The 25,898-nt window shown below is 59.7% G+C and carries 22 protein-coding genes and 2 tRNA genes; 12 read left to right on the top strand and 12 right to left on the bottom strand.

Features of this window, described 5'->3' with window-relative positions; all coding sequences use genetic code 11:
* Positions 1 to 17 precede the first annotated feature (17 nt).
* The 4 genes from HDF08_RS08925 to HDF08_RS08910 form a co-directional block, all read right to left on the bottom strand.
* A complete protein-coding gene (locus HDF08_RS08925) occupies positions 18 to 1,007 on the bottom strand; it encodes a tetratricopeptide repeat protein (RefSeq protein ID WP_179638111.1) in 990 nt (329 codons plus the stop codon).
* Positions 1,008 to 1,009: 2 nt separating this feature from the next.
* Complete coding sequence (locus HDF08_RS08920; RefSeq protein WP_257030930.1) at positions 1,010 to 2,251, bottom strand: efflux RND transporter periplasmic adaptor subunit; 1,242 nt, start codon at positions 2,249 to 2,251, stop codon at positions 1,010 to 1,012.
* Positions 2,252 to 2,344: 93 nt separating this feature from the next.
* Positions 2,345 to 4,192 carry a single-stranded-DNA-specific exonuclease RecJ gene (recJ, locus tag HDF08_RS08915; protein WP_179638110.1) on the bottom strand — a complete coding sequence of 616 codons (1,848 nt, stop codon included), beginning with the start codon at positions 4,190 to 4,192 and terminating at the stop codon, positions 2,345 to 2,347.
* Between the two features lie 9 nt (positions 4,193 to 4,201).
* A complete protein-coding gene (locus tag HDF08_RS08910) occupies positions 4,202 to 4,660 on the bottom strand; it encodes a hypothetical protein (RefSeq protein WP_179638109.1) in 459 nt (152 codons plus the stop codon).
* Between the two features lie 90 nt (positions 4,661 to 4,750).
* On the opposite strand from HDF08_RS08910, the gene HDF08_RS08905 reads away from it, so the two are divergent.
* The 8 genes from HDF08_RS08905 (at position 4,751) to HDF08_RS08870 (ending at position 9,949) form a co-directional block, all read left to right on the top strand.
* On the top strand, positions 4,751 to 5,116 hold the full coding sequence (locus tag HDF08_RS08905) for a (2Fe-2S) ferredoxin domain-containing protein (protein ID WP_179638108.1): 366 nt from the start codon (positions 4,751 to 4,753) through the stop codon (positions 5,114 to 5,116).
* 63 nt (positions 5,117 to 5,179) lie between these two features.
* Complete coding sequence (locus HDF08_RS08900) at positions 5,180 to 5,458, top strand: DUF507 family protein (RefSeq protein ID WP_179638107.1); 279 nt, start codon at positions 5,180 to 5,182, stop codon at positions 5,456 to 5,458.
* Positions 5,455 to 5,730: a DUF507 family protein gene (locus HDF08_RS08895; RefSeq protein WP_179582933.1), complete on the top strand. Its 276-nt coding sequence runs from the start codon at positions 5,455 to 5,457 to the stop codon at positions 5,728 to 5,730. Before HDF08_RS08900 ends, HDF08_RS08895 begins: the two co-directional genes overlap by 4 nt.
* Before the next feature lie 98 nt (positions 5,731 to 5,828).
* A tRNA-Glu gene (locus HDF08_RS08890) sits at positions 5,829 to 5,905 on the top strand.
* A gap of 28 nt (positions 5,906 to 5,933) precedes the next feature.
* Positions 5,934 to 6,010 (top strand) — tRNA-Glu (locus tag HDF08_RS08885).
* 378 nt (positions 6,011 to 6,388) lie between these two features.
* Complete coding sequence (locus HDF08_RS08880) at positions 6,389 to 7,981, top strand: ArnT family glycosyltransferase (protein WP_179638106.1); 1,593 nt, start codon at positions 6,389 to 6,391, stop codon at positions 7,979 to 7,981.
* A 67-nt stretch (positions 7,982 to 8,048) separates the two neighbouring features.
* Complete coding sequence (miaB, locus tag HDF08_RS08875; RefSeq protein WP_179638105.1) at positions 8,049 to 9,425, top strand: tRNA (N6-isopentenyl adenosine(37)-C2)-methylthiotransferase MiaB; 1,377 nt, start codon at positions 8,049 to 8,051, stop codon at positions 9,423 to 9,425.
* A complete protein-coding gene (locus tag HDF08_RS08870) occupies positions 9,425 to 9,949 on the top strand; it encodes a bifunctional nuclease family protein (RefSeq protein ID WP_179638104.1) in 525 nt (174 codons plus the stop codon). Before miaB ends, HDF08_RS08870 begins: the two co-directional genes overlap by 1 nt.
* Positions 9,950 to 9,958: 9 nt before the next feature.
* On the opposite strand, the gene HDF08_RS08865 is transcribed toward HDF08_RS08870, so the two are convergent.
* The 3 genes from HDF08_RS08865 to HDF08_RS08855 form a co-directional block, all read right to left on the bottom strand.
* Complete coding sequence (locus HDF08_RS08865; RefSeq protein ID WP_179638103.1) at positions 9,959 to 11,074, bottom strand: glycosyltransferase family 4 protein; 1,116 nt, start codon at positions 11,072 to 11,074, stop codon at positions 9,959 to 9,961.
* A gap of 69 nt (positions 11,075 to 11,143) precedes the next feature.
* Complete coding sequence (gene aroA / locus HDF08_RS08860) at positions 11,144 to 12,481, bottom strand: 3-phosphoshikimate 1-carboxyvinyltransferase (RefSeq protein WP_179638102.1); 1,338 nt, start codon at positions 12,479 to 12,481, stop codon at positions 11,144 to 11,146.
* 256 nt (positions 12,482 to 12,737) lie between these two features.
* Positions 12,738 to 14,405, bottom strand: coding sequence for a hypothetical protein (locus tag HDF08_RS08855; protein WP_179638101.1), 1,668 nt, complete (start codon positions 14,403 to 14,405; stop codon positions 12,738 to 12,740).
* A gap of 363 nt (positions 14,406 to 14,768) precedes the next feature.
* On the opposite strand from HDF08_RS08855, the gene HDF08_RS08850 reads away from it, so the two are divergent.
* Positions 14,769 to 15,647, top strand: coding sequence for a DUF2076 domain-containing protein (locus HDF08_RS08850; RefSeq protein WP_179638100.1), 879 nt, complete (start codon positions 14,769 to 14,771; stop codon positions 15,645 to 15,647).
* A 234-nt stretch (positions 15,648 to 15,881) separates the two neighbouring features.
* Here HDF08_RS08850 and HDF08_RS08845 read toward each other — a convergent pair whose 3' ends face one another.
* The 4 genes from HDF08_RS08845 to HDF08_RS08830 form a co-directional block, all read right to left on the bottom strand.
* Positions 15,882 to 17,768 carry a SpoIIE family protein phosphatase gene (locus HDF08_RS08845; protein WP_179638099.1) on the bottom strand — a complete coding sequence of 629 codons (1,887 nt, stop codon included), beginning with the start codon at positions 17,766 to 17,768 and terminating at the stop codon, positions 15,882 to 15,884.
* Positions 17,769 to 17,930: 162 nt separating this feature from the next.
* Positions 17,931 to 18,722, bottom strand: a complete 792-nt coding sequence (gene deoC, locus HDF08_RS08840) for a deoxyribose-phosphate aldolase (protein ID WP_179638098.1) — start codon at positions 18,720 to 18,722, stop codon at positions 17,931 to 17,933.
* A 48-nt stretch (positions 18,723 to 18,770) separates the two neighbouring features.
* Entirely contained in the window at positions 18,771 to 20,360 is a 1,590-nt protein-coding gene (locus HDF08_RS08835) for a UdgX family uracil-DNA binding protein (RefSeq protein ID WP_179638097.1), read from the bottom strand.
* 3 nt (positions 20,361 to 20,363) lie between these two features.
* On the bottom strand, positions 20,364 to 21,596 hold the full coding sequence (locus HDF08_RS08830; protein ID WP_179638096.1) for a putative DNA modification/repair radical SAM protein: 1,233 nt from the start codon (positions 21,594 to 21,596) through the stop codon (positions 20,364 to 20,366).
* A gap of 108 nt (positions 21,597 to 21,704) precedes the next feature.
* Here HDF08_RS08830 and HDF08_RS08825 point away from each other — a divergent pair, with 108 nt between their 5' ends.
* Positions 21,705 to 22,778, top strand: a complete 1,074-nt coding sequence (locus HDF08_RS08825) for an LLM class flavin-dependent oxidoreductase (RefSeq protein WP_373563147.1) — start codon at positions 21,705 to 21,707, stop codon at positions 22,776 to 22,778.
* Between the two features lie 507 nt (positions 22,779 to 23,285).
* Complete coding sequence (locus HDF08_RS08820; RefSeq protein ID WP_373563146.1) at positions 23,286 to 24,227, top strand: YncE family protein; 942 nt, start codon at positions 23,286 to 23,288, stop codon at positions 24,225 to 24,227.
* A gap of 82 nt (positions 24,228 to 24,309) precedes the next feature.
* Here the strand turns inward: HDF08_RS08820 and hpt are convergent, their stop codons facing one another.
* Entirely contained in the window at positions 24,310 to 24,873 is a 564-nt protein-coding gene (gene hpt, locus HDF08_RS08815) for a hypoxanthine phosphoribosyltransferase (protein ID WP_179638094.1), read from the bottom strand.
* 66 nt (positions 24,874 to 24,939) lie between these two features.
* Here hpt and HDF08_RS08810 point away from each other — a divergent pair, with 66 nt between their 5' ends.
* The gene (locus HDF08_RS08810; protein WP_179638093.1) at positions 24,940 to 25,812 is read left to right on the top strand and encodes a prolipoprotein diacylglyceryl transferase; all 873 of its coding nucleotides are present in this window, start codon (positions 24,940 to 24,942) and stop codon (positions 25,810 to 25,812) included.
* Positions 25,813 to 25,898: the final 86 nt, after the last annotated feature.

The raw sequence follows: 25,898 nt of genomic DNA, 5'->3' as shown, positions 1-25,898 counted from the left end.
TTTGGCTGCGATCTTCTTTAGGATCCCTGTAATGCTTTGCGGGCGGGACCATAGTTCGATGCGAGGGAGAGAGCTGCGACGTATTCGTTATGGGCTCCGGCGGTGTCTCCGTTTTGGGCGAGAAGATCACCGAGCTGGAGATGAACTTTGAAGGCGGGTGCTCCGTCGGTCTTGTCCGAGGACGCAAGGTAGGTGCGAAGAAGACTGATGGCGAGCTGAGGCGAGCTGTGAGCTCCGGAGAGGGTGCTGGCGGCGTCGACCAGAGGCGGCCCTTTGCGGTGATCTATGGCTACGGCCGCATGAAGGGCTTCGAGCATCTTGTCCGGTTGATTCTGACGTTTGTAGAAGTCGCCAAGGTTGATGTAGGCTTCGGGCGTTTTGCCTGCGGCGACGGCTGCCTGGTATTCGGCTTCCGCGGCTGCACTGTTTTTTTTCTTCTCTGCGATGAGGGCGCGAAGCCGGTGTGCTTGAGCGGGGAAGCTGGGTTCCATTCTGGCGGCGAGAGCGTGGGCCCTGTCGGTGCCGCCGCCGATCATCGATGGGGCTGCGACGTAGTACTCGCCGAGGTCGCTCATGGCCTGGAAGTTTTCCGGGTCGAGCTGGACGGCGCGCTCGAACTCGTTGTGGACTTTGATGGCGAGGCTTAGCGCAGAGAACGGGCTGGCATGGGCGGCTTTGAATCCGTAGGCGCGGGCGAGCCACATGTGGTCTTCGCTGCTCTCGGGTGCGTTGGCTACGGCCTGCTCGCACTCGCGGATTGCGGGGTCGGCTTTCTCCTGGGCGTAGTAGACGCGGCAGAAGAGCTGATGAGCGAGGGCACTGTTGGGCTGGGTGGCGAGGATGTCCTGAAGCATGGCTGCGGCTTCGTCGACGCGACCCTGCTGGAGGAGCGCGTTGGCCTGGGTTTCGTCAGCAGCGAGTAGGGGAGTCGTGACCAGAAGGGCGAGCAGGAACGCTTGGGCAAGACGAAGGGGGTGTGTCGGAGACGGGCGTGTCGAAGGGGACATAGCTACTCGACTATTTTGACGGGGAGCCCATTGGTGAGTTCGCGGTTGTTGACGGCGCTGAGGGCGACGGTGTCCTTTTCGGAGAGGCCGCTGACGATCTCGACGCGGGTGAGGTTGACTCCTACTCCAACCTGAACGGGGGTGCGAACGAGCCTGTTGTTGACGACGCGAAAGACGAAGTCTCCGCCCTCGGTGTGGAGGGCTTCGCGGGGAACGCTGAGGACGTTGAAGCGCTGCGAGGTGGTAGCGGTGACGGTGACGTTAGTGTTGGGCAGGAGGTCGCCGCGGGCGTCGTCGACGGTGATGATGCACTCGCCGACGTTGCGCGTGCCATAGGTGATGACGGTGGAGGGGGCGCGGCTGATATGGCCGTGCCATGCTTGTGCGGGCTTTGCATCCCAGACGATCTTGACGGCCTGGCCTACTGCGAGTTTTCCGATCTCGGGCTCGTCGAAGTAGGCGCGGACCTGAATTCTGTTGAGGTCGGCTTCATCGAGGAGGTTTTCGCCGGCGGGGACGAAGTCGTAGTTGGAGACGGGGATGGAGTAGACGGTTCCGGCGAATGGCGCGCGGATGTTGGCATTGGCGTAGGCTGCTTGAGCGGCGGCGAGCGAGGCACGGGCATCCGCCAGCTGGGCTTCGGCGCGGGACCTGTCCGTGGCGCCGTAGCGCTGGGTGCTGCGAGTCTGAAGGCCTTTGAGGGAGCTGTCGGCGGACTGCAGGCGCTGCTCCGAGGAGGCTACTTCGCTGGCGGAGGCAGCACCCTTTTGCTGGAGGGCCTTAAGCGCAGCGAGATCCTTTGCAGCCTGCTGCTGCTGCTGCTCGGCGCGGCTGAGATCGCCGGAGAATCCGATGCGCTCGTCCTGCGAGCCTCCCTGGCCGATGTCGTGGAGGGTCGCTTCGGCGGTGTGAACGGCGGAGTTTGCGGCGGCGATCTTGGCGACGGCGTCGGCGTCATCCATCTTGAGGAGGAGCTGGCCTGCTTTGACCTTCTGGCCAACATCGACGTAAACCTTTTCGACAACGCCTGGAGTGGACGCAACGGCAGGGAACTGTTCGACGGGTTCAACCTTGCCGCTGGTTGAGACGGAGCTGACAATGTTCTGGTGGTCGACGACTGCGACGCGAACGCCAACCAGATCGCGGGTAGAGGAGCGCACGATGATGAAGCCGATGACAATGATGGCGAGGAAGATGCCCCACAGCATTACAGGATTCAGGCGTCTTGTCTCAGTAGTGGGCATCAGTCGAAGGTTCAGTATATAAGACGCCGCACGAGGTCTGATCGGACCAGAAAGTTTTGAGGATAAGGTAGTTAACCGATGCGATGCAGCGGATCAGGCGGGCCTGAGAGCGACTAATTCGAGCTCGAGACCGGGGAACTGAGGATTGGTTTTGGCTTTCAACCGGTAAACGACATCGAGCTGCGAGCCTGTATCGAGGCCTATTTCAGCACAGCGGGCGGGCCAGTCGATGGTGCGGCTCCAGCCTAGCGCGCTGATGCGGTTGGTTGTGCCGGAGCTCTGAAGACTGGGGCTCTGAAGCTGAAGGCAGATGTGTTTCTCTTTGATGAATCGAACTGGCTCGGAGAGGGTGAGGTTGCGGGTGAGGAAGACGGGTTCGCGGTTGCCGATGCCGAAGGGCTCGCAGCGCATGAGCCAGTCATAGAAACTCTGCGTGAGGTCGCTGAGGAGGAGCTCGGCATCGCACTCGAGCGGTGGTGCGGTGATCTCTCCGGTGAGGCGGGTGGCGCCGTAGCGCTGCATGCGTTCGCGCAGGAGGGGCATGTGATCAGAGGGCATGGAGAAGCCGACAGCGTGAGCGTGGCCGCCGAATCGGGAGAAGAGCGGGGCGTCGGATGAGGTGAGCGGCTCGTGGACCGCGCTGATGGCGTCGAGCAGGTGGAAGCCGGCGATGGAGCGGCCGGATCCGTGGGCGTGGCCGTCTTCGTGGGTCATGACTATGGCGGGTCTGCCGGTGCGGTCGACGACGCGAGAGGCGAGAATGCCGAGAACGCCGCGGTGCCACTCGGGATCGTCGAGGATGATGCACTCGGCGAGGTAGTCCCCGAGGCTGTCGCGCAGGGGGGCCAGCTGAGCTTCGATGGCTTCGAGGGCTTTGGCTTCGGTGGCGCGGCGCTCGTCGTTGAGGCGGTCGAGTTTCTCTGCAAGGTCGTTGGCGCGGGCGGGGTCCTTGGTGAGGAAGAGCTCGACGACATCGCCGGCGATGTCCATTCGGCCTGCGGCGTTGATGCGTGGGGCGAGTCGAAAGCCGACCTCCGTCGCGGTGGGTGGGCGGTTGATGGGGATCTGCGCCACCTGCATGAGGGCGCGGAGGCCGGGTTGGACAGGGTTGCGGAGCTCTTTAAGACCGAGGGCCGCGATGACCCGGTTTTCTCCTTCGAGGGGGACCGAGTCGGCGATGGTGGCGATGGCGACCAGCTTGAGGAAGGAGGGAATGAGGCTGCGTTTCAACTTTGTGCGCTGCTCTTCGGTCTCGGTTGCGGCGAGGAGGAGAGCATGGGCTAGTTTGAAGGCCACCGCCGCGCCGCAGAGGTGTTTGAAGGGGTAGGGGCAGTTCTGCTGGGCAGGATTGAGCACCGCAACCGCCTCCGGAATGCCGATGACCCCGTCGGGGAGGTGGTGGTCGGTGACGATGAGATCCATGCCGAGGGCCTTTGCTTCTTCGGCTGCAGCGAAGGCGCGGATGCCGGTGTCGACGCTGATGACGAGACGGATGCCAGAGGCTGCGGCCTGACCGAGGACGCCGTTCTGCATGCCGTAGCCCTCGCGGATGCGATGGGGAACGTGATAGGTGACGATGGCTGGAGTTTCTTTGGGAGCGATGCGTTCGATGGCGGTTTTGAGTAGGACGGTGGCGGTGGTGCCGTCGACGTCGTAGTCACCGTAGATGAGGATGGGTTCGCTCGAGCGGACGGCGTGCTGGATGCGGGCGACGGCTATTTCCATGCCGAGCATGAGCATGGGGTCAAGGAGATCATCGAGCGATGGGGTGAAGAAGGTTTGGGCGGCTGCGGTGTCGGAGATGCCTCTGGAGACTAGGACATGAGCGATTGCCTGGGGGCAGCCGAGGGCTTCAACGAGCGTCTTAACGGCAGTCTCGTCTGCGGGGCGGGTGGTCCAGGCTGGCAGCCCAGCTGGGAGCCCAACGGGGGCGGTGGACATTGGCTTAGGCTACTCGTCGCTATCGTCGACTACGATGCCGCCAAGGTCGGTGACGGTCTCCATGAGGTTCTGGAAGCTGTCGTACCAGTCGGTCGCGACTTCGAAGATAAACATGACGCCCTGGTGGGCGAAGCCGAGCTGGAGGTAGCCGACTTTGCCGACGTGGTTGACGAGGTACTCAGCGTCGTCGATCTCTTCGGAGTTGTCGTCCGGGAAGGTCTGGTCGCGAAGCTGATCGAGGAGGATGGCGACGTCTGCTTTTTCGAGGATGACTTCGCTCATGGTGACGAAGGGGGAGCCGGCAGCTTTCGCGTGCTCGACGAAGTCCTTCCAGCCGTCGGGGTTTTCTTCTTCGAAGATGACGGTGGGGACGTCTTCTGTAACGTAGGCGTTGAGGCGACGCATGCCATGGCCGGCGATGAAGGCCACCATGTCGTCTTTGAGCGAGATAAGATTGTCAGGTTGCATTCGATAAGTATTGTCTCAGAAACGCCGGTGCATCGCACGGGAAAGACTTCGTTGCGTGCCCGGCCAACGGCTTGTGGAAGGGATTGTGGATTGGCAAAGTTCAAGCATCATGTTTTTATCTGCACGAATGAGCGGGACGAAAGCGCATCGCGGCCCAGTTGCAGCAGCGAAGGGAGTGGGAAGCTGAAATCGGCCTTCAAGGATGCGGTGAAGGAAGCCGGGTTGAAGGGGCAGGTCCGGGCGAATGAGCTTGGCTGTCTTGACCAGTGCGAGCATGGGCCAGTGGTCGTGGTCTATCCGGATGCGGTGTGGTACGGGTTTGTCCATGTGAAAGATGTGGAGGAGATTGTGACGGAACATCTGCTGCGTGGGCGTCCTGTCGAGCGGCTACGGCTGGCGGATACGTGTCTGAATACAGAGAGTTGTCCGCATAAGCCAATGCCGAAGCGTAAGTGATGGGGCGTTGAGGAGTGGGCGGTGGATGAGACGAGTCGCGTGGTATATTCGAAGGAAAGTCAAATGATTTTTTCAAAAGATTACGTTGGATACCTGGCGCGCCAGACCGTTAAGCATTTAGTCGCCGAAAAGATGATCCACACTGACAAACCGGCTGTGGTCAATGAACGCGTTACTGCGGGAATGGTGGATGAGCTGGCGCTGGAAGACCGGATCAACGATGAAGTTCGCGTGATCCTTGAAGCCTTTCAGGACGACATGCGCAAGACCGGCGCGAGCTATCCGGAGATGTTCAAAAAGGTGAAGAATGAGCTGGCCCGCAAGTACAAGGCGGTGCTGTGAGAATCTCTCGCGACAAGCTCAACAAGCTGGCCCATACGGTGGCCGACACCCTGGCGGAGATTCCGGAGGTCGACTTTCTGGAGGATCGGAACACGATTCGGCAGGAGGCTCGGAAGGCTCTCGAGAAGCTGTTGATGGAAGAGACAAAGATCGATGCGGCGGCGCGGCAGAAGATCGCTTCGCAGCGAAAGATCATCGTGGAAGGGTCGCAGGAGTGGGACATCCTGTACCGCAAGTACTACAACGACGAGGTGAAGAAGCTGGGGCTGTAAGGGCTTCTTTTTCAGAGGGGCGCGGGTCGCTCAGCAGCGTCGTTAGCTGATATAATTTGTTTATCGCAGTGGAGCAGTTCCTCTCCTGTCTGGTTTCTGGCGTCATGGTGTAACTGGTTAACACGCCGCCCTCTCAAGGCGGAGAGTACGGGTTCGATCCCCGTTGACGCTACCAATCCTTTCCTTCTGCAACTTCGTGTTTTGGCGCCATGGTGTAACTGGTTAACACGCGGCCCTTTCAAGGCTGAGAGTACGGGTTCGATCCCCGTTGGCGCTACCAAACTATCAATCAGCAAACTTAGCGGCGCATGGCATTTGGCTTGCGGCGATTCTGTTTTTAACATGCTCAGTAAGCAGCGGCCAGGCTGATGCGCCTCTCATAACTACGACACGGCCTATTCCGGATTGTAGTACTGGTATTGCGCCCTAGGCGTTAGCTTCAGCGTCCTCTAACAGGAGAGAGTTGAAACTAGATACCATTAGTTCGACGACTCCAGGTTGGTCGATAGCTTATGCTGATCTTACAAAGACAAGTAAGCGATTTGCGAATTGAGGGAGAGCTTTGTTTACAAAAATTCGGTCCACGATTTGCAGTCCTGCTTCATTTTGTGCGTTCGCCCTTTTGATAGGAGTTATACTCGCCCGTCCGATGCTCGAAATGGGTATCTATGACGACTGGTCGTACATATGGAGTGCCCGTGTACTTTCCGAGACGGGACACATTGTCTATAACGGTTGGTCGACCGCCATGCTCGGTTGGCAACTCTATCTAGGCGCACTTTTCTTTAAGCTCTTTGGGTTTTCTTTCCTGCTCGCTCGCGTCTCTATCCTGATGGTTGCGATGGCGACGGTCATGCTGATCCAGCGTCTCTTTGTGCGCTTCGGCATCAATGAGTGGAACGCAACGATGGGGACTCTTGCAATTGCACTTTCGCCACTGTTTTTACCGCTTGCTTTTAGTTTTATGTCGGACATTCCGGGTATCTTCTGCCTTGTTCTCTGTATCTACAGTTGTACACGCGCGATTGAGGAACGCACGGACCGGGCAGCCATAGGATGGCTCGTGTTTGCTGCGCTCTCAAATGATGTGGGAGGCACTGTGCGCCAAATCGCATGGCTGGGTGCTTTGATTATTGTGCCGTCCGCTGCATGGCAGATGAGGAAAAGGTCACGGGTTCCAGTAGTAGGCGCCGCGTTATGGATGATTAGCGTTATTTTTATTGGCGCTTGCATGCATTGGTTCAGTCATCAACCTTACTCGGTTCCGGAGCCAATGTTTCATAGGCCTCACGGATCAGAAAAAGCTCAATGGGCGAACTCGGTGATAAGGAACGGTCTCGCACTTTTTTTGTTCGTGCTACCGATCTTAGTTGCATTTATCGCAAAGTTTCCTTTCGCTGAGCGGCGACCCCGCAATGAAGCTATCGCTGCGGCAGCCGTCGTCTTAGTTGCAGTGGCATTGCTTATCTTTTTACATAAGCCGGAGAGCCTACTTGTACTGCTTGGGACCTATGCGGGCAGTATTGTCGTCGTGGATGATCTTTCCTACACTCTGCAACTGGCTCTGTCTGTCCTGACTTTGGCTGGCATCGGCGGCCTGCTGCTTTTTTACCGAAACGCTTCCTGCCTGACGGACCATGCTCTGGCGTACAAGGCTGCGCCTTCAACAAGATCCTTTCTCGTTCTTTTAGGTCCGTTCACTGTTGCCTATCTTCTCCTGCTGCTGACGAGGGTACATCTCTATGATCGCTATCTGCTGCCTCTTCTGATTGTGGCTGTCGCGGTACTTCTAAGACTTTATGAAAAGAAGATTGGCGGCCGGTTGCCATCGGTGTGCCTGTTTCTGCTTCTTCTCTTCGGCGCCTTCGCTGTCACGAGAATGCATGATCTTTTCGCCTTCTATCGAGCACAACTTGCTGCGGCAGACGAGGTCCTCAGAGCAGGCGTGCCCAGAACGGAGATTCAAGGAACCTTTGAGTATGACGCATGGACGCAACTTGAAGTCGCGGGGTATGTGAACGATGATCGGCTGCGCATTCCGGTCGGTGCCTATCACCCTTGGAGCCGTCCGGAAGATATTCCAGAGAATTGTTACTCATGGTTTGCAGCACACACTCCTGCGGTGAACCCTCGTTATGTACTGACCTTCGATCAGACGTCCTGTTTTAAACCGTCGCAGTTTTCGCCTGTCCTCTATCACACATGGTTTGCACCACATCAGCGTATGCTCTTTATTCAAGAAGTTCACTGAACGGCTCTGGGTCATCAACTTCCGTGACAGTCGATGAGTGGCGTTAGCGAACGGCTATACTGTAACTGTGAGTAAGACTTTTTACATTGAGACGTTTGGCTGCCAGATGAATGCTCATGACTCGGAGAAGGTCATCGGGACGCTGGAGCAGCAGGGGTATGCCCGTGTGCAGGAGGAAGATGCGGCCGGGTTGATCTTGTATAACACCTGCTCGATTCGCGATAAGGCTGAGCAGAAGGTGTTTCATCGACTGAACGAGTACAAGAAGCTGCAGGGTGAGGGGAAGAAGTTCGCTGTGCTGGGTTGCGTCGCTCAGCAGGAGGGCGAGAAGATCTTTGAGAAGGCTCCGTATGTGTCGATGGTGGCGGGGTCGGCTTCGTACCGGAACCTGCCGGAGATGCTGCGGCGGCTGGAGGCTGGGGAGGAGCGGATTACGGGGCTCGACGACCGGCAGACCGATCTGACGTTTGAGACGGAGTTTACGGCACGGTCGAATCCGCATCGTGGGTACATCACGATCATTGAGGGGTGCGACAAGTTTTGCGCATATTGTGTTGTGCCTTACACGCGGGGCAAGGAACGCAGCCGGACTGCGGCTTCGGTGCTGGTTGAGGCGAAGAAGATGGTGGATCTTGGGTTCACGGAGATTCAGTTTCTGGGACAGAATGTGAACTCGTATCGCGATCCTTCGGGGCGGATGTCGTTTGCGGAGCTGCTGGTTGCGGTAGGGGAGTTGCCGGGGATTCGGCGCGTGCGTTTTACGACGTCGCATCCGCGGGACTTTACGCGAGATATTGTGCAGGCGATCGACGATACTCCGACGCTCTGCGACCATATTCATTTGCCGGTGCAGTCGGGTTCGTCTGCGGTACTGAAGGCTATGTCGCGGGAGTATACGCGGGAGTGGTATCTGGAGCGGATGAGCTGGATCAAGGCCGCTAAACGCGACATCAGCATTACGAGCGACATGATTGTGGGTTTTCCGGGTGAGACGGACGCGGACTTTGAGGAGACCATTACGCTGGTGGGCGAGGTGAAGTATGACGCGGTGTTTGCGTTCAAGTTTTCGCCGAGACCGAATACGCCGGCGGTGACGATGGCGGACAGTATTCCCGATGAGCTGAAGTCGGAGCGGCTGCGAATCTTGATGGACCGGCAGCGGGAGATTCAGCGGGAACACTACGGACGACACCTGGGCGAGATGCAGGAGGTGATGGTGGAGAGCTACAATCCTTCGCGTAACCAGGTGGTGGGGCGCAGCTCGCAGAATAAGACGGTGAATTTTTCGACAGCACAGATTGCGCAGCCTCCGATTGGAAGTTATCTGTCGGTGCGGATTACGCAGACGCTGCCGAACTGCCTGGTGGGTGAGGCTATCGCCGATGCGGAGGCTTTGCCGTTCGTTGCGCTGCAACGGGTTGCGGATTTTGTGGTGCTCAACTAATGAATTCTTCTTCAGTTCAACCCGTCGTGCAGGCTCCCGACGAAGTGGAGATGCAGATTCGCGGCTTGATGATGGACCCGGTCACGAATATGCCCATCATTGTGCTGAAGGATGTTGGGAGCGATCTGGTGCTGCCGATCTGGGTGGGGATCTTCGAGGCGAATGCAATTGCGCTTGAGCTGGAGAAGACGGCTACTCCGCGGCCGATGACGCACGACCTTCTGCAGAATATGGCTCGTGGTCTGAATGCTGAAGTTCGTAAGGTAGTTGTGTCGGAGCTGCGAGACGATACGTTTTTTGCCGTGATCTGGATGGACCATGCGGGCGAGACAGTGACGATGGATGCGCGGCCGTCAGATGCGATTGCGCTGGCGCTGCGGTGGGACTGCCCGATCTATGTCAATCGCACAGTACTTGAGAACTCAAAGCAGGCTGTCAGCGGCTCGCCGAATGTGAATGCTGAGGAGATGCGGCGGTGGCTTGAGAATCTGAACGACGATGACATGGGCCGCTACAAAATGTAACGGTTTCGGTTACAGCCAATTGCAAAGTGTTGCAACGCGTTTGGCCCACTCGTCTTCGGTGGGGAGATGAGGCTGCGGGATGGTGAGGTGCTTGCCCTGGAGAATGGCTTCTATTGCAGATTGGAGCGCCGGGGTCATGTTATCTTCCCCTCCGGTGAAGACGGTTGCCCAGGGGGTGTCGAGCAGAATGTCGCTGACGCCTGATTCGCGATGGAGCAGAACGGGGATGCCGCGGTGCAGCGATTCGATGGCGGGGATTCCGTAGCCTTGAACGGCAGGCATGAGGAACAGGTGGGTCTGTGAAAAGAGTCGCTCGAGATCGTCGTCGGGGACGAAGCCGTGGAAGTGTATTCGATCGCCAATGCCGAGGGTTTGTGCCATCTGGGTAAGACTGGGGATGAGAGAGCCTTTGCCTGCGAGGTCGAGCCTCCAGTCGATGATGGAGGAGAGTGGTTTGTTGCCGCGCTCAAGTTCAGCGAGGGCGCGGATGATCCAGTCGATGCGCTTGTTGGGTTCGATGCGGCAGACGGAGAACATCCGAAGTTGGTCTTTTACCGGGTGAGGGGGTGGGGCTGAGGCGCTGGTAACTAGGCCGCCCATGCGGGCGATCTTTGCGTCGACATTGAAGTCGTTGCGGCATTCGCTGCGGAGGTATTCGCTGGTGACGATGGTGTTGCCGCCGGAGCGCAGGCCGTAGCCGATGATGCGATTTGAGACGGCGATGCGAAGGTCGGTGGGGAGGCGGCGGGTGTCCTGATCTCCGAAGAGAGAGGGCGTGTCGTGCATGAGGCTGTGGAATCCGCGCTGCCCAGCGAGGGTTGCGTGGAGGGTAGGTTGATAGCCGGAGGCGAGTGGCTTGGGTGAGTTCGTGGGCTGCTGATTGAAGTAAGTGCGGAGGGAGGCGATCTTGTTGCGTGCTCCCGGTGTGGGGTTGAGTTCGACGACCTGCAAGGGGTGGGTGGCGTATTGAGCGAGGTTGCAGCGGTCGAAGTAGGTGACGACGTGATTGGGCAGATTGCGTTGATGCAGCCAGCGGGAGAGCGCGAGGACGCTGCGCTCGGAGCCGCCGAACTGTTCGATCTCGGTGATGAGGATGGGGCGGGAGCCGCCGGGGGGTGTTTGCATGGACCTGTGGAGATTGAAGCCAGCTTAGCAAATTGCAGTGTTGACTGCTTGCAATGTTGACTGTGGGGTTCAGCGTTGGCAGAGATTGTCGAGATGGGTGAAGAACTCTGGGAAGCTGATGGCTGCGGCTTCGGCTCCGTGGATCTCAGTGTCTCCGGTGGCACGCAGCGCGGCGATGGAGAAGGCCATGGCGATGCGGTGATCGGTGCCGGAGTCGATCTGCGCTCCGTGAAGGCTCTGGTTGCCTGGGATCACGAGGCCATCCTCGTGCTCGGTGAGTTCGGCTCCCATGGCGCGGAGGTTCTTTGCGACCAGGGCGATGCGATCGGACTCTTTGACGCGGAGTTCTTTGGCGTCGCGGATGGTGATGCCGTCGTGGGTGTACGGGGCGATGGCTGCGAGGACGGGGAGCTCGTCGATGATCTGGGCGGCGAGAGCTCCGCCGATATGCATGCCGCGGAGGCCGTTGGGTGAGACGTTGACCTGAATGGTGCCGATGAGTTCGCCGTGGTGCTCCTCGACGTTGAGGACTTTGATCTTGCCGCCGAGGGCGGTGATGACGTCGAGCAGCGAGGCTCGGGTCGGGTTCATGCCGACGCTGTCGAGGATGAGATTGGAGTCGGGGAAGAGGAGCGCGGCGCAGAGGTAGAAGGCCGCGGAAGAGATATCGCCGGGTATGGTGGCGTCGATCGCTTTCAGGGTTTGGCTGCCGGGGATGCTTAGCTTGGTTACCTCTCCTCCTCGCGAGCTGGTGCGATTGAGGGTGGCGCCGAAGGCTCGGAGGGCGTGTTCGGAGTGGTCGCGGGTGCGAATGGATTCGGTAAGGCTGGTGGTGCCGTTGGCCTGGAGGCCGGCGAAGAGGACTGCGGTTTTGACCTGGGCACTGGGGATGGGAGTGTCGAAGTCGATGGCGTGGAGCGGGCCGCCGTGGATGGTGATGGGGGCGTGACCTTCCTTATCGCCAGGGTTCGTGGTGAGGTCGATCTTTGCCCCCATCTGTCCGAGCGGTTTGCGAATGCGTTCCATGGGACGAAGGGTGAGGGAGTGGTCGCCGATGAGAGTAAAGGTGTGAGGATGAGGGGCGATGAGGCCGGCGAGCATACGCATGGTCGAGCCAGAGTTGCCGCAGTCGAGGGGGGCGGAGGGCTGCCGAAATTTGCCGGCGGTGCCGGTGATCTCGATGGTCTTGTCTTGTTTGTGGACGATGGTTGCGCCAAGAGCCTCCATACAGGCGAGCGAGGAGTGGGGATCGGCGCCGGTAGAGAAGTTGGAGAGGCGGGTAGTGCCTTCGGCGAGGCCAGCCAGCATGGCGTAGCGGTGGGAGATGGATTTATCGCCCGGGAGGGTGAGTGAGCCCTGGAAGTTGCGCGCGGGGCGGATGGTTTGCGTGCTGGAAGAGGAAGACATTGGGTTCTAGCTTACAATCCTTTCGCGTGATTGCGAGAGCTGCAGATCAAAGCCAGAGTAGAGATGAGGGTGGTAGAAGCCTCAAGGGACTGGGAGCGCCGGTGAAATATCGCTTGCGCTTGCTTTACATACCTCCAAACAGAAGATGTACTAGAGGCGTTTTGTGCAGCTGGGCTGATTAAACGCATCGCGGCGGGAGATGGATCTCCGCCGCGATGCGTTGTGGTGCTGGGCAGGTGTTTTGGGTGAGGTGCGACTACCAGCGATCGTGATCCGGTCGTGTGCCGGGGGTGAAAGATACGCCACGGAGGACCTCGGCGAAGTCGGCCTTACGGACGGTGAAGAACTTCTCCTTTGCTGCTTTGGTCGCGTCGGTGTTGGATAGATCGTCGGTGACGAAGACGAGGCGGTTTGGATCGGCGCCCTGATCTCCGCTGCCGCTGACGGTGGAGGTGATGGCGTAGAGGGTGACTTTGCCGTCGTCGCTGACCCTGCCGGTGAGATTACGGACGCCGTCGGTGGCTGGCGACCAGGGAAGGCTGGTGGCGGAGTTGTTGCCGGTGGGGTACCGGTTGACCGTGTAGGGGACGCCGAGTTCGAGGCCGGTCTGCAGGGTGTAGGCGCGGTTCCAGGACTTGGTGGAGGCGTTGAAGATCCACTTCTGGATGCCTGCGGTGGTTTGGGCGGCGGCGTGGGTGTAGAGATCCAATCCACCGGTGTAGCCGTCGCCTTCGTCGGCTACATAGAGGGTGTCAGCATTGGCGAACCAGATGCCGAAGGGAAAGGCGAGCGGGTTCGCGGTTTTGGCAAGGGCGGTGGGGAAGCCAGCGAGGATGCACATGTTGCTGGGCAGGCCGGAGGTTTGGAGCTTGGTCGGATCGTAGGCGAGAGGCGCGATGGGGAGGGTTGCTCCGACGGCGGGGACGCCTACGCCGTTGGGGCAGGCGGTGCCGGTGGTGTCGACGAAGTAGACGGTGTTGACGCCGTTGCCGCCGCTGCCTTTGGTGTAGTAGAGGACGTTGTTAAAGACGGTCAGGCCGCGGAAGTTGTCGTCCTTGCCGATCTTGTCGGCCTTATCGCCGAGCAGGATGACGGAGAAGCTGGCGACGGGGGTGGGCGTGCCGGGATTCTGGAAGCTTTCGGGTGCGTTGGCGGGATCGATGATCTGAGCGCCTGCGCCGAGGATGACGCCGTTGGGCTGGGGATTGCTGCCGTTGCCCGCGTTGCCGGAGGTGTAGAAGAAGTCGGCGCCGTTGGTGTTGTTGAAGATTGCGGCGCGGCCGTTGTTGCCGCTATAGGCGTTGGTTTCAGTGAAGGTGAACTTGCCGGAGCGGCTGACGGTGGCGACGGCACGATAGTAGGCGACGCCGACGGGGTTGGTGGGATCGATGACGCCGGGGGTGTTGGAGTTGGAGACGTCGATGGTGTTGACGGGAGCGACGTAGTCGATGAAGGTAAGCAGCTTGCCGTCGGTGGAGAGGTTGAGGGCTTCTTCAGACTTCGAGCTGAAGCTGGTGACAAGCTGATTGCTCTCGGAGCGGACGTTGCGCTGGGTGCTGTTGGGCACTTCGAGGCAGTTGAGGAGGAAGCCGAAGGGGGTGATCTGGTCGAGATAGACCTTGGAGGTGATGCCGAAGCTGCCATCGGCGAGGACGTTGTTGAAGACGTAGGGGAAGGTGCCGTCGTTGGTCGCGGCGACGCAGGGGGTGGTGGTGTTGGCGCAGTTTGGCGGGAGGAGCGCGCCTACCTTTACGTTGTTGGGGTTGTTGTCGTAGACGCTGCGAGAGACGACGAGATTCCCAGGGAAGAAACGTATATGGTCGTCGTGGTCGCGGTCCTGCGCGCTGGCCGGGATACCGGCGACGGTGGCCAAGGAAAGAGCTGCGACTCCCTTGAGGAGCGGCTGCCAGGAACTTTTTGACATTGGAAAGAGGGGCTGCATAGTGTCTCCGTGTTGTTGATTTATCGTGCTGCGTTACCGAGAGGACTCTATGCCGTCTGTGTTAGGAACTGGTGAATCTGAAGTAAACCTGAAGAAGGGCTAAGCCAGGTAAGGGTGGATGACGAAGCGCACGGGTTCGAGAAGTGAACGAAAGTAGACCGGCCTGCGTAGGTTGTCCTGAGAGAGGCGCGGAGCATCCTATAAGTGTTGAAACGGGATGTGATTTGCTATCGCCTGGATGGTTGGTGCGACGTTATGGCGTGGTGTACGTCCATTGGGAGTGCGCCACAGAGTTTGTGCGGGCACTGTGAGTAGTTGGTGCAGGATAACGGAAAGGGATGGAAGATGACTCCTCAGGAACAGGATATGATTGGCGGTCTGATCGACCGCATTCAGAAGACGCAGCTTGCAGAGAAAGATACGGACGCGGAACAGATGCTGCAGCAGGGATTGGGACGGAATCCCGATGCTCTGTACATTCTGGCGCAGACGGTGCTGGTGCAGAAGTATGCGCTGGATCAGGCACAGACACAACTGACACAGGCGAAGGCGCAGATCGAGCAGATGCAACAGCATCCGGAGCCGAAGCATGCGACGAGTTTTTTGGGGAGCTTACTTGGGCGCAATGAAGAGCCTGCGCCGCCTCCACCGCAGCCACAGCAGGGCTATCCGCAACAAGGGGGACCGGGTTACCCTCCGTATGCACCCGTGGGTGGTGGCTATGGGGCTCCGGTACAGTATGGTGCTCCGCCGCAGTATGGCGCTCCGCAGGGGATGGGCGGAGGGGGGTTTATGCGGGGCGCTCTGCAGACGGCTGCTGGGGTTGCGGCAGGAGCGCTGGCGTTTCAGGGCGTGGAGTCGCTGATGCATGGGTTTGGGCATGAGGCCGGGTATGGCGGCGGCCAGGGATTGGGCGGCTTCGATGGTGGTCAGCGTCCGACCGAGGAGGTCGTCAATAACTACTATGGCGATGATCGTGGAGGGCACGATGTCTCGGCAGATGAAAGGTCGCTGGGGCAGCAGGAGGATCGGGACTATGGATCGCGTGGAGGTTCGGATGCGTCCTCAAACGATAGGGATTCGCTCGATGGGTCGGATGACACCGGCTCGGGCGATGATGCGAGCTTCGACTCGGACAACTCCGGCGACGACGCTTCGTTCGATGATGGCGGCGACTCGGGTGAAGATGGGTCGAGTGGCGGAGACGACAGTAACTTTGCCTAAACTAGAGCGTGATTGAAGCGAAGAGGAGAGGTCTGCTTGTGCGGGCCTCTTTTCTTTTTTGTTGATGCTTGTCCTGCCGGACGGGCCCACTGCGCGTGGGGCGGTCACTTCGTGACTGGTATACCGCTTCGCTGGGCGCTCCCGCTGGTCGCGAAGGAATTGAGGAGATGGTGGCGATGACGCTGGAGTCATTCGGGGACGCGGCCACTTCGTGACGAGTTTTTTTACTCTAGGTTAGGGGCTTTGACCGGTGGCACGCAGCACTACGATGGTCTCGTCGTCGAAGTGAGCGGTGCCGGCCTGAAAGTCAGTGACCGCCTTCAGGACAGCGTCTACCGTGAACTGGGCCGTAGGTTGGTGCTGAGACTCGAGGAGCTGAGTGAGTCGTTCGTCGCCAAACATATCGCCGGTGGCGTTGATGGCGTCGACGATGCCGTCGGAGAAGAAGACGATGAGGTCGCCGGGACGGGTAGAGAGAGTGAACTCTTCGTACTCGGCGTTGGGGAAGAGGCCGAGAGGGAAGCCTTCGGCCTGAATGGTGCGGACGCTCGGAGGCTTGGTGGTGTCGGAGTTGGCAGCGACGAAGAGAGGCTGGACGGAGCCGGCGTTGGCGATCTGCAGGGTCTGGTTATTGTCATCCCAGACGGCCATGAGCATCGTGACGTACTGGGAGTCCAGCTTGCGCTCCTGGAGCTGGTCGTTGAGGGCGGCGAGCATAGTGGCAGGAGAGAGATGTTGGGGGGCGAGGGAGCGGAGGATTCCACTGACCAGTGCGGCGTAGAGCGCGGCGGGAGCTGCTTTACCGCTGACATCTCCTACGGCGATGGCGATGCGGCCGTTACCGTAGTCCAGGTAGTCAAAGACGTCGCCTCCGATGGAGCGGGCGGCGACGAAGCGGGAGGCGATCTCTGCGCGCTCAAGCTTTGGCGGGTGCGAGGGCATGAGGCGGAGCTGGACCTGACGGGCCATGTCGAGGTCGCGCTCCATGCGCTGCTCCTCCTCGTGGATGCGCTGGTAAAGGCGGGCATTGGCAATGCTGATGGCGACCTGCGAGGCAAGGGTGGAGAGGGTGCGCTGGTGGTCGTCGTTGTAATAGTTGACGCGGGTGTGTTCGAGGTCGAGGACGCCGATGACTTCTCCCTTGTAGACGAGGGGGATGGCGAGTTCGGAGCGGACCTCGGGGTTGGCTTCAACGTAGCGTGGATCCTTGCGGACGTCCGGGGCGAGGATGGGCTCGCGGAGCTGGGCGGAGGTGCCGATGAGGCCTTCGCCGAGAGCGATGGTGCGCTCGCGGGTAACGCGTTCGCCGAAGCGGGAGGAGAAGCGGTGCTCGAAGAGCTGGGTGCGGTCGTTCCACAGGAGGATGGTGAACATGTGGAAGTCGATGACGCGCTTGAGGAGCTGGCCGATACGTTCGAGAAGGTCGTCGGGGTCGAGGATGCTGGTGATCTCGCGGGAGATGTCGTTGAGCACGGCGAGGGTTTGAGCCTGACGGGAGACGCGGGTGTAGAGGCGCGCGTTCTCGATGGCAATGGCCATGCGAGAGGCGACCAGCTCGAGGAGTCGCTGGTGCTCCATCGTGAAGTAGCCGATGGTCTCGGACTGCAGATCGAGGACGCCGATAACCTTGTTCTTGACCACGAGGGGAACAGCGAGCTCGGAGCGGACGTTGGGGTTCGCGTCGATGTAGTTCTCCTGCGTGGTGACGTCTTCGACGAGGAGGGATTTGCGATGGAGTGCTGCCTGGCCGGAGACGCCGCGACCGAGCTTGATGCGAATGCGTTCGATCTCGGTGGTGTGGCCGATCTGGAAGCGCATGCGGAGGTCGGAGGCGCGCTCGTTGAGGAGGAGGATTGCGAAGATCTTGTAGTCGATGACGGCGCGGACGAGGTCGGCGACGCGGTGCATGAGGGTGTTGAGGTCGAGGGTGGTGTTGAGGGCGTCGGCGAGATTATGGAGGAACTCGACCTGGAGGGGCTCGACGCGAATTTTGGGATCGGCGGCGTGGGGGTGGAAGAGTTGCTGGGACTGGGGGCGGTAGTCCCCCTCGTAAGGGTGCTCTGGCGCGGGCACTTCTGGGCCTGTGGGTGGGGTCGTGCTCGGTTTGATGGGCGAAGGCATTCTGCGTTGCGTTGATATTACCGGGTGAGGTCGGGTTTGGGGAGTGCCAGAGACGACATGGCGAACCAGTCCCGCCATTCCCGCGATCTAAACTGCGGGAATGAGTCAGAAATGATCTTCGGTTCGAGCCAAAACTCGCAAAAATGATATTGCGCGAAAATCCTAGTACCCAGGGGCCGCAGAAGTGCCTTCGACTGCATGCCCCGCTAGCTCGTTGACGATCTTTACGCTGGCGCTGGCTCCTATGCGGGAGGCTCCGGCGCGAAGCATGGTTGTGGCGTCGGCAAGGGAGCGGATTCCGCCTGAGGCTTTGACACCTGCGCGAGTGCCGGCTACGCCGCGGAGGAGGCTGATGTCGTCGGCGGTGGCGCCACCGGTAGAGAAGCCGGTACTGGTCTTGAGGAAGTCGGCCCCGGCGGCGAGGGCGAGCTCGGAGGCGCGGAGCTTCTCTTCGAAGGTGAGGAGGCAGGTTTCGAGGATGACTTTGACGATGGCTCCGGCGGCGTGGGCGATCTCAACGACGCCGTGGATGTCCTGACGGATGGCCTCGTAGTCGGCGGACTGGGCGGATTTGAGCAGGCCGACGTTGAGGACCATGTCGATGTCGTGCGCGCCGTGTTTGAGCATGTGCGCGGTCTCTTCGCGCTTGGAGATGGCGAGGGTGGCACCGAGGGGGAAGCCGATGACGACGCCGACAGGGATCCCGGTGCCCTTCAGGGCAGCTGCGGCGAGCGAGACCCAGGTGGGGTTGATCATGGCGCAGGCGAAGCGGTGCTCGGCGGCCTCGTTGCAGAGCTGGAGGACCTGGGTGCGGGTAGCGTCGGGCTTGAGCAGGGTGTGGTCGAGGACGGCTGCGAGGTTTTGCGGGGAGGAGAGAGTGTGTGCGGCGAAGGCTGCGGCGTCAAAGTGCTCTGGGCCGTGGGGGAGTGGATCGGTGATGGACAGCGTGTTCAAAAAAGTGCTCCTTCGGCGAGGGGAGGTGTCCGCGCCGCGTACTTTCTATCATACCGAGGTTAGGGCTGGCTTATGTGCGGTGTGCCAGGCCAACGCCAGGTCGTCGCGGAGAAATTGATAGAGCTGCTCGCCGGAGTCTTTGTCGCGGGCGCGGAGGATTGCGCTAGGGTGGATGGTGGCGATGACCTGGTTGGCGTAGGGGGTACTGAGGACTTTTCCGTGGTCGCGCATGAGGGCGAAGGTTCCGCCCAGCAAGGACTTGGAGGCTGAGGCGCCAAGACAAAGGACGACGTTGGGGTGGATAGTGTCGATCTCGGCGAGGAGCCAGGGGCGGCAGGCGGTGATCTCCGACATGCGAGGATTCTGGTGAAGGCGGAACTTGCCGCGCTGGATGAATTTGAAGTGTTTGACAGCGTTGGTGACGTAGACTTTGCTGCGGTCGATGTCGAGTTCGGCCATGACACGATCTAATATGTTGCCGGCAGGACCAACGAAGGGCTGACCCTGGAGATCTTCCTGATCGCCGGGCTGCTCGCCAACGAGGATGAGTTTGGCACGGGCTGCTCCGACCCCGGGAACCACTTGGGTGGCGTGCTGGTAAAGTTCGCAGCCTTTACATGCCGGGAGTGCGGCGCGAAGGGTGGGCAGCGAGTGGTCTTCGGGGACGAAAGGTTGCGCCGAGGGTTGTTGCTGTTGACGTGTGACCATGTCGGAGACTCGGCTTTGAGATTTGGTGAGGAGGTCGGGCAGAAGCGAAATTTCGGGAAGATTCTTCCAGTAGCGAACGGGCATCTCGCTGCGCATCATCTCCGGGTTGATGCGCGCGGGGTTGTAGATGCTGGCGTAGTAGGAGCGCCAGAGATCTTCCAGTTCATCTTCGGCGGGGGCAGACTCGCGAGGCAAGCCAGGAGCGAAGGCAAGTTGTTTGCCGGTAGGGTCCCACGAGACGGAGGCGTCGGGGGTAAGAATAGTCCAGCGCATGATGCCGAAGCGTTCCGCAAAGAAAGGCGCAGCGAGGGGAAGGATGCGGTGGTCGGGTTGGTACCAGGCGATGAAGTGTTCGCAGGTGTCGGGCTGGGAGGGCGTGGGGGTGGCGTGAGGATCAGGTTCGCAGTGGGGAAGTGCGGTGTGGTTGAGGCCAAAGGGCGTGGGTACGGCGAGTACGAGGTGATGCGGATTGGGGTCAGTGGGGAGGGATTCGTCGACGACGATGGGGCGGCCGTTGAGATCGTCCGGTTCGAGCACCATGCGAAAGCGGACGAAGGCGTGCATCTTGTGAAGGTCGCGGCGGACCTGCGATTCGAGACGTTCGAGTTCGGCGATATCCGGGTCGACGGAGACTTTAAGGAGATTGCGATTGGCCTGCAGGCGATAGAGGATGCGATACAGGAGATTCCAGCGCTGGGGATCGCGATGGACGGCGGCGTACTGTGCAGCTTCGAGAAAGGATTTGGAGGTGTGCGGCGCCGTAATTGGAGGGCCGGTGGGACCGTCGGCCAATTCGAGGGTAAGGTCCAGCGTGGAGGGGACAGTCGAGTCTTGCAGCTCGAGTTCCTCGGGGAGATAGCCGAGGTGCAGGGCTTCGCGTGCTGCTTCACGCCATGCGTTGAAGTCGGGTTCAAGGAGAATTCGCTTCATGTTTTAAAGAGAGCCGGTGAGTGCGCTGAGAGGTGCGAATAGATCGAGCTGTGTGAAAGGTTGCGCCTCATCTGCGGCGGGTTGCTGATGAGGAATGTGGTCGATAGCGATGAGATAGGGTAAGGCGTTCTTCAGGCGAACGTGAAGTTTCTTCAGGTCGTCGATGAGGAGGCGATGGTACTTACGGATGCTGAGGATGCGCTCGACGTTGCGGTAGCCGATGCCGGGGACGCGGAGAAGTACTTCGCGCGGCGCAGCGTTGACATCGACAGGGAAGAACTCAGGATGGGATTTTGCCCAGGTGGTCTTTGGATCTTCGGTGAGGGAGAGCGAGGGTTCTTCTTCGGAGGTGAGTTCGGCTGCGGTGAAGCCGTAGAAGCGCATGAGCCAGTCGGATTGATAGAGGCGATGCTCCCGGATCAGAGGCGCCGGCTTCAGCGGGAGGCGAGCATCTGCATCGGGGTAGGGACTAAAGCCGGTGTAGTAGATGCGGCGCAGTTTGTACTGGCCGTAGAGATGGGTGGCGGTCTTGAGGATCTCGCGGTCGGTGGCTGGCGTGGCTCCTACGACCATCTGTGTGGACTGGCCTGCGGCGGCGAACTTCGGAGTTGATGGGAGCTTGCGACGATCTTCGTCGGCCTCGTCTTTGCGCACAGCGATCTTGTTCATCGTGGATTCGATGACAGTGGTTTTCTTTTCCGGGGCGAGTTGGACGAGGTCCTGCTGGGTGGGAAGCTCAATGTTCGCGCTGAGTCGGTCCGCGAAGAGCCCTGCCTGCTCGATGAGACGTTCGCTGGCTCCGGGAATCGCCTTCAGGTGGATGTAACCGCCGAAGTGATGCTCGGTGCGTAGGGTCTTGGCGACTTGGATGAGCTGCTCCATGGTGTAGTCGGGGGACTGAATGATGCCGGAGGAGAGAAAGAGACCTTCGATGTAGTTGCGCTTGTAAAAGTCGAGCGTGAGTTTGACAACCTCGTCGGGAGTGAAGCGCGCGCGTTGGATATCGGAGGAGATGCGGTTGACGCAGAAGACGCAGTCGTAGGTGCAGAAGTTGGTGAGCAGGATCTTGAGCAGGGAGACGCATCGGCCGTCGGGGGTGTAGCTGTGGCAGATCCCCATGCCGTCGGAGTGGCCGACACCCTTGCCGTTGCCGCTGCGCTTGGCTCCTGATGACGCGCACGAGGCGTCGTACTTTGCAGCGTCGGCGAGGATTTCGAGTTTTTGTTGAACGTTCATGATGGTTAGGTGCAACTCCAGGCTCTCTGATGCCTTATTATAGCGAATAAAAGGCGAATATTGTTCCTAGAGGTTGATTCGATTTGAGCGGTTCAACATCAAACAGAGGTGACTTTAGATAACGTAGAAAAAAAGCTTCGACTTTCGGTGCTGGATCAGTCGCCGGTGCCTGCGGGAAGCATGCCGGGACAGGCTCTGCAGAACTCGATTGAGCTGGCGCGGCTGGTGGATGGGTTGGGGTATGGTCGGTTCTGGATGTCGGAACACCATGCAATGGATACGCTGGCGTGTACGGCGCCGGAGGTGATACTGGCGCGGATCGGTGCGGAGACCAAGCGGATCCGGATTGGGTCGGGTGGAATTATGCTGCCGCACTACACGCCGCTGAAGGTAGCGGAGTGCTTTCGGACGCTGCATGCGCTGTATCCGGGGCGAGTGGATCTGGGGATTGGGCGCGCGCCGGGCGGTGGGCCGATTGAGGCATTGGCTTTGAAGCGTGATCGGAAGACGAAGATGCTGGATGATTTTCCTGACCAGGTGAGCGAGCTGCTGGCGTTTCTAGGGCACCGGTTTCCGGAGGGGCATCCCTTTGCGGGGATTCGGGTCTCGCCGGAGATGCCGGGAGCGCCGGATGTGTGGATGCTGGGGTCGAGCATGTGGAGCGCCGCGGCGGCGGTGGAGTTTGGCCTCCCTTACTCGTTTGCGCACTTCTTCAGTCCGGTGAATACGCGGGCGGCGATTGAGACTTACCGTCGTGGGTTTACGGAGAGCATCTACCGGAAGGCGGCGGAGGCTACGGCGGCAGTGGGTGTGATCTGTGCAGAGACGCAGGAGGAGGCGGAGTTTCTGTTTTCAAGCGTGCGGTTGCTGCAGCGGCGAATTCGCCAGGGGGATCGGCGGCCGGTGGCTTCGCCCGAGGAAGCGGCGCGGGAGTTGTACCTGTTAGGCGATATGCCGCAAGAGGAGGGCGAGTGGCCGCGGTACTTTGTGGGAACGCCTGCGCTGGTGCGAGAGCGGCTGGAGGCGATGGCGGAGGAGTTGGGGATCGGGGAGCTGATCGTGAATACGATTGTGTGGGAACAGAAGAAGCGGCTGCGGAGTTATGAGTTGCTGGCCGAGGAGTTTGGGATGGGCGTATTTGCCGGTGAGAGAGATGCGCGAATGGTCGATCTTCGAAGTTAGTCGATGATTCATGGGAGATTGAACGTAAAGTCTGCGGCTGGAGATTAGGACCGTGCCGACTAGTTCTCCTTTGACTCTGAACTGGCCCAGCCCATCGATGCCGGGTAAGACATGATGGAGTCTGTCGCTGATCAGATGCGATCGTCGCTTGTTTTGCGAAGTTGTAAATACTTTGTCACTTGTTGTGCCTTCGGCGGACATGGTTGATGCGAGTGGTCTATTGTTTCGCTTGCTGCTGAGAGATGGGCGCCGCTGTGGTCTCACTCGAGGCAGAAATGTCTCGCTTCGAGGTACAACGAAATGCGAATCTACGAATGTTTCTCGCACTGTGAAACAGATGCGCCGCTGCTTCGCCACGGAAGCAGGTCTGGTTGTAGCAAAACTCTTACAGCCGTTACGCTGTTGGTCTGTGCGACTGGAGTGGGACTCGCACAGCGCCATGACGGCGACGATGCTTTTCTGCCGAGCCCGGTGAGAAGTGTCTCAACGGTACCGAGTAATGGGGATGTGAATCCGTACGGGGTTGCGTTCGTCGGGGATAACTTTCAGGCTGGGTCCGGGCCGTTGAAGCGTGGAGACATTCTGGTCTCGAACTTCAACAACAGCATGAGTCTGCAGGGGACGGGAACGACGATCGTCAGGGTGCCGAAGAGCGGATCGCCGACCTTGTTCTTCCAGGGTGCAGCGGGGCTTGGACTTTCTACGGCGCTGGGAACGCTGCAGCAGTATGGGTTTGTGGTTGTCGGGAATGCGCCGACGGCGGACGGCACCGCAGCAACGGCAGGGCCCGGGTCGCTGCTGGTGATCAACAATCAGGGCAAGCTGATACAGACCATCACGAATGCGGCGATCCAGGGGCCGTGGGACATGGCGTTGGTAGATGGTGGAGATTGGGCGATTGCGTTTGTCTCCAACGCCCTGACCGGGACTGTCATTCGAATGGACTTCAAGGTGAGCTCTGGTGGTCTGAAGCTGGAGAGTACGAAGACGATTGCTTCGGGGTATGTTCACCGCGGCGATCCGGTGACGCTGTTTGTTGCTCCTACGGGACTGGTGTACGACGACCGTCGCGACATGCTGTTTGTTGCTTCGACGGGAGACAATGCCGTCTTCGCGGTGCGGGATGCGGCGGATCGTAAATCTGATGGTGGACTGGGAACCATTGTCTACCAGGACAATATTCATCTGCATGGGGCGCTGGGGCTGGCGATGGCTCCGAATGGCCACCTGCTGGTGACGAACAACGATGGCATCAACCCCGATGCAAATCAACCGAGCGAGATCGTCGAGGTTACGAAGGACGGACGGTTTGTGAAGGAGATCCCAGTGGATCCGGCACAGGGCGGATCGTTCGGTTTAGCAGTGCACACAACGGAAGACAAGGCGATCCTGGCGGCGGTCGATGACAATACGGCGACGTTGACGATCTGGACGCTGAATTTGGAGTAACTGCGAAAGGCTTCCTCTGTTACGGGCATAGGAAGCCTGCGCGTTTGTTGCGCGTGTTGCGCATTTCATGTTGTGGCGTTGACTAGTGGCCGGCGACTTCAGAGGGGAAGATGCGGATGTCTTCTACGCCGCGGTAGCGTTCGGCGTAGTCCATGCCGTAGCCGATTACAAATTTGTTGGGGATCTTGAAGGCTACGTAGTCGGCTTCGATGGGGACGAGGCGGCGCTCGGGCTTGTCGAGGCAGGAGGCGATCTTGAGCGACGCAGGCTTGTGTTGCAGCATGAGGCCGCGGAGATAGCTGAGGGTGAGGCCGGTGTCCAGAATGTCTTCGACGATGATGACGTGCTTACCTTCGATGGGGTTGTCGATGTCCTTGATGAGCTTGACGGCGCCGGAGGAGACGCGGGCGCGGCCGTAGCTCGAGACGGCGACGAAGTCGAAGGTGTTGTCGACCTGGATGGCACGAGCGAGGTCGGCGAGGAAGATGGCTGCGCCTTTGAGGACGCCGATGAGGACGATGGATTGACCCTTGTAGTCGGCGGAGATCTGGGCTCCTATCTCGCGGGTGCGGTCGGCAATCTGTTGTTTGGAGAAGAGAATCTCCATCTCTGCTGCGGGGGGAAAGACGGGCGTGCTGGTGGACATAAGGGATAGGCTATCGCGAGTAGGGGGCTGAGGCAAAGGCCGCTATACTTTTATAGAGCGAGGATTATGTTTCCCTATATCGATATTGGCCCGATTCACCTGGGTACGTTTGGGTTGTTGTTGTGGCTGGCGGCGGTGGCGGCGACGGTGGTGCTGCATAAAAACTTTGTCCGGAACGGTGTGGATGCGGATGCACTGAACGTCGTGGCTTTCGTCGTGATCGCGGGGGTGCTGGGCGCGAAGGCGTGGCATGAGCTGCAGAATCCGGCGGATCTTTATGCGGCATATCGGCAGATTATTGCGCCGGGGTGGCATCGGCCGTTTGCGGTGGCGATGGATTTTCTGCACTGGTTTCAGGCTGGATTTGCGTGGTTTGGCGGGATGCTGGCCGGGATCGCGATGCTGATGTGGCAGGGTCGGATGGCGAGATTCAAGGGGGCTTTGGAAGGTACTCAGGGGAAGGCGGTCGGACCCTTGCGGATGCTGGACCTCGCGGCTCCTGCGGCGGCGATTGGGTATGGTGTGGGGCGGATTGGGTGTCTGCTCTCAGGCGATGGGGACTACGGAATCAACACGACTCTGCCGTGGGGCGTGCATATGGCGAAGAATGCGCTGGTGCTCCCGACTCCTCCTGATGCTCTGGTGCAACCTACGCCTGTGTATGAACTGCTTTTTTCGCTGGTGCTGGCATGGTGGTTATGGCGGCGCGGCACAAAAAACCTGTCGGTTGGCACGATCACGGGCGAGTATTTAGTACTCAGTGGAGTAGGCCGGTTTTTGGTGGAGTTTGTGCGTGTGAATCCTCGACTTTACTTGGGGATGAGCAATGCGCAGGTGGCTGCGCTGGGATCAGTCGTTGTGGGATTTGTGCTGATCGGCGTAGCGAAGACGAAGAAGGTGCAGTGGGCTCCGGAGCTGACTGCTGATCCTCGAACTTGACCTGAAAGGCGAAATGGTGAATTCTTAGGGGATTGTGTCCTGCCGGACGGGCTCGCTGAGCGCGAGGCGGTCACTTCGTGACTTGT

The sequence above is a fragment of the Tunturiibacter empetritectus genome (assembly GCF_013410875.1).
Taxonomy (GTDB): Bacteria; Acidobacteriota; Terriglobia; order Terriglobales; family Acidobacteriaceae; genus Edaphobacter; species Edaphobacter empetritectus.
Note: the sequence above shows the minus strand (reverse complement) of the source record. Positions and strands in the feature narration are given on the sequence as shown.

Coding starts and splice junctions, on each gene's coding strand:
- HDF08_RS08845 (WP_179638099.1), bottom strand. CDS start 17,768: ATGCCTTCGCCCATCAAACCGAGCACGACCCCACCCACAGGCCCAGAA.
- HDF08_RS08830 (WP_179638096.1), bottom strand. CDS start 21,596: ATGAACGTTCAACAAAAACTCGAAATCCTCGCCGACGCTGCAAAGTAC.
- HDF08_RS08850 (WP_179638100.1), top strand. CDS start 14,769: ATGACTCCTCAGGAACAGGATATGATTGGCGGTCTGATCGACCGCATT.
- HDF08_RS08835 (WP_179638097.1), bottom strand. CDS start 20,360: ATGAAGCGAATTCTCCTTGAACCCGACTTCAACGCATGGCGTGAAGCA.
- hpt (WP_179638094.1), bottom strand. CDS start 24,873: ATGTCCACCAGCACGCCCGTCTTTCCCCCCGCAGCAGAGATGGAGATT.
- HDF08_RS08865 (WP_179638103.1), bottom strand. CDS start 11,074: ATGCAAACACCCCCCGGCGGCTCCCGCCCCATCCTCATCACCGAGATC.
- HDF08_RS08900 (WP_179638107.1), top strand. CDS start 5,180: ATGATTTTTTCAAAAGATTACGTTGGATACCTGGCGCGCCAGACCGTT.
- aroA (WP_179638102.1), bottom strand. CDS start 12,481: ATGTCTTCCTCTTCCAGCACGCAAACCATCCGCCCCGCGCGCAACTTC.
- HDF08_RS08810 (WP_179638093.1), top strand. CDS start 24,940: ATGTTTCCCTATATCGATATTGGCCCGATTCACCTGGGTACGTTTGGG.
- HDF08_RS08920 (WP_257030930.1), bottom strand. CDS start 2,251: ATGCCCACTACTGAGACAAGACGCCTGAATCCTGTAATGCTGTGGGGC.
- HDF08_RS08925 (WP_179638111.1), bottom strand. CDS start 1,007: ATGTCCCCTTCGACACGCCCGTCTCCGACACACCCCCTTCGTCTTGCC.
- HDF08_RS08870 (WP_179638104.1), top strand. CDS start 9,425: ATGAATTCTTCTTCAGTTCAACCCGTCGTGCAGGCTCCCGACGAAGTG.
- HDF08_RS08910 (WP_179638109.1), bottom strand. CDS start 4,660: ATGCAACCTGACAATCTTATCTCGCTCAAAGACGACATGGTGGCCTTC.
- HDF08_RS08880 (WP_179638106.1), top strand. CDS start 6,389: ATGGGTATCTATGACGACTGGTCGTACATATGGAGTGCCCGTGTACTT.
- HDF08_RS08855 (WP_179638101.1), bottom strand. CDS start 14,405: ATGTCAAAAAGTTCCTGGCAGCCGCTCCTCAAGGGAGTCGCAGCTCTT.
- recJ (WP_179638110.1), bottom strand. CDS start 4,192: ATGTCCACCGCCCCCGTTGGGCTCCCAGCTGGGCTGCCAGCCTGGACC.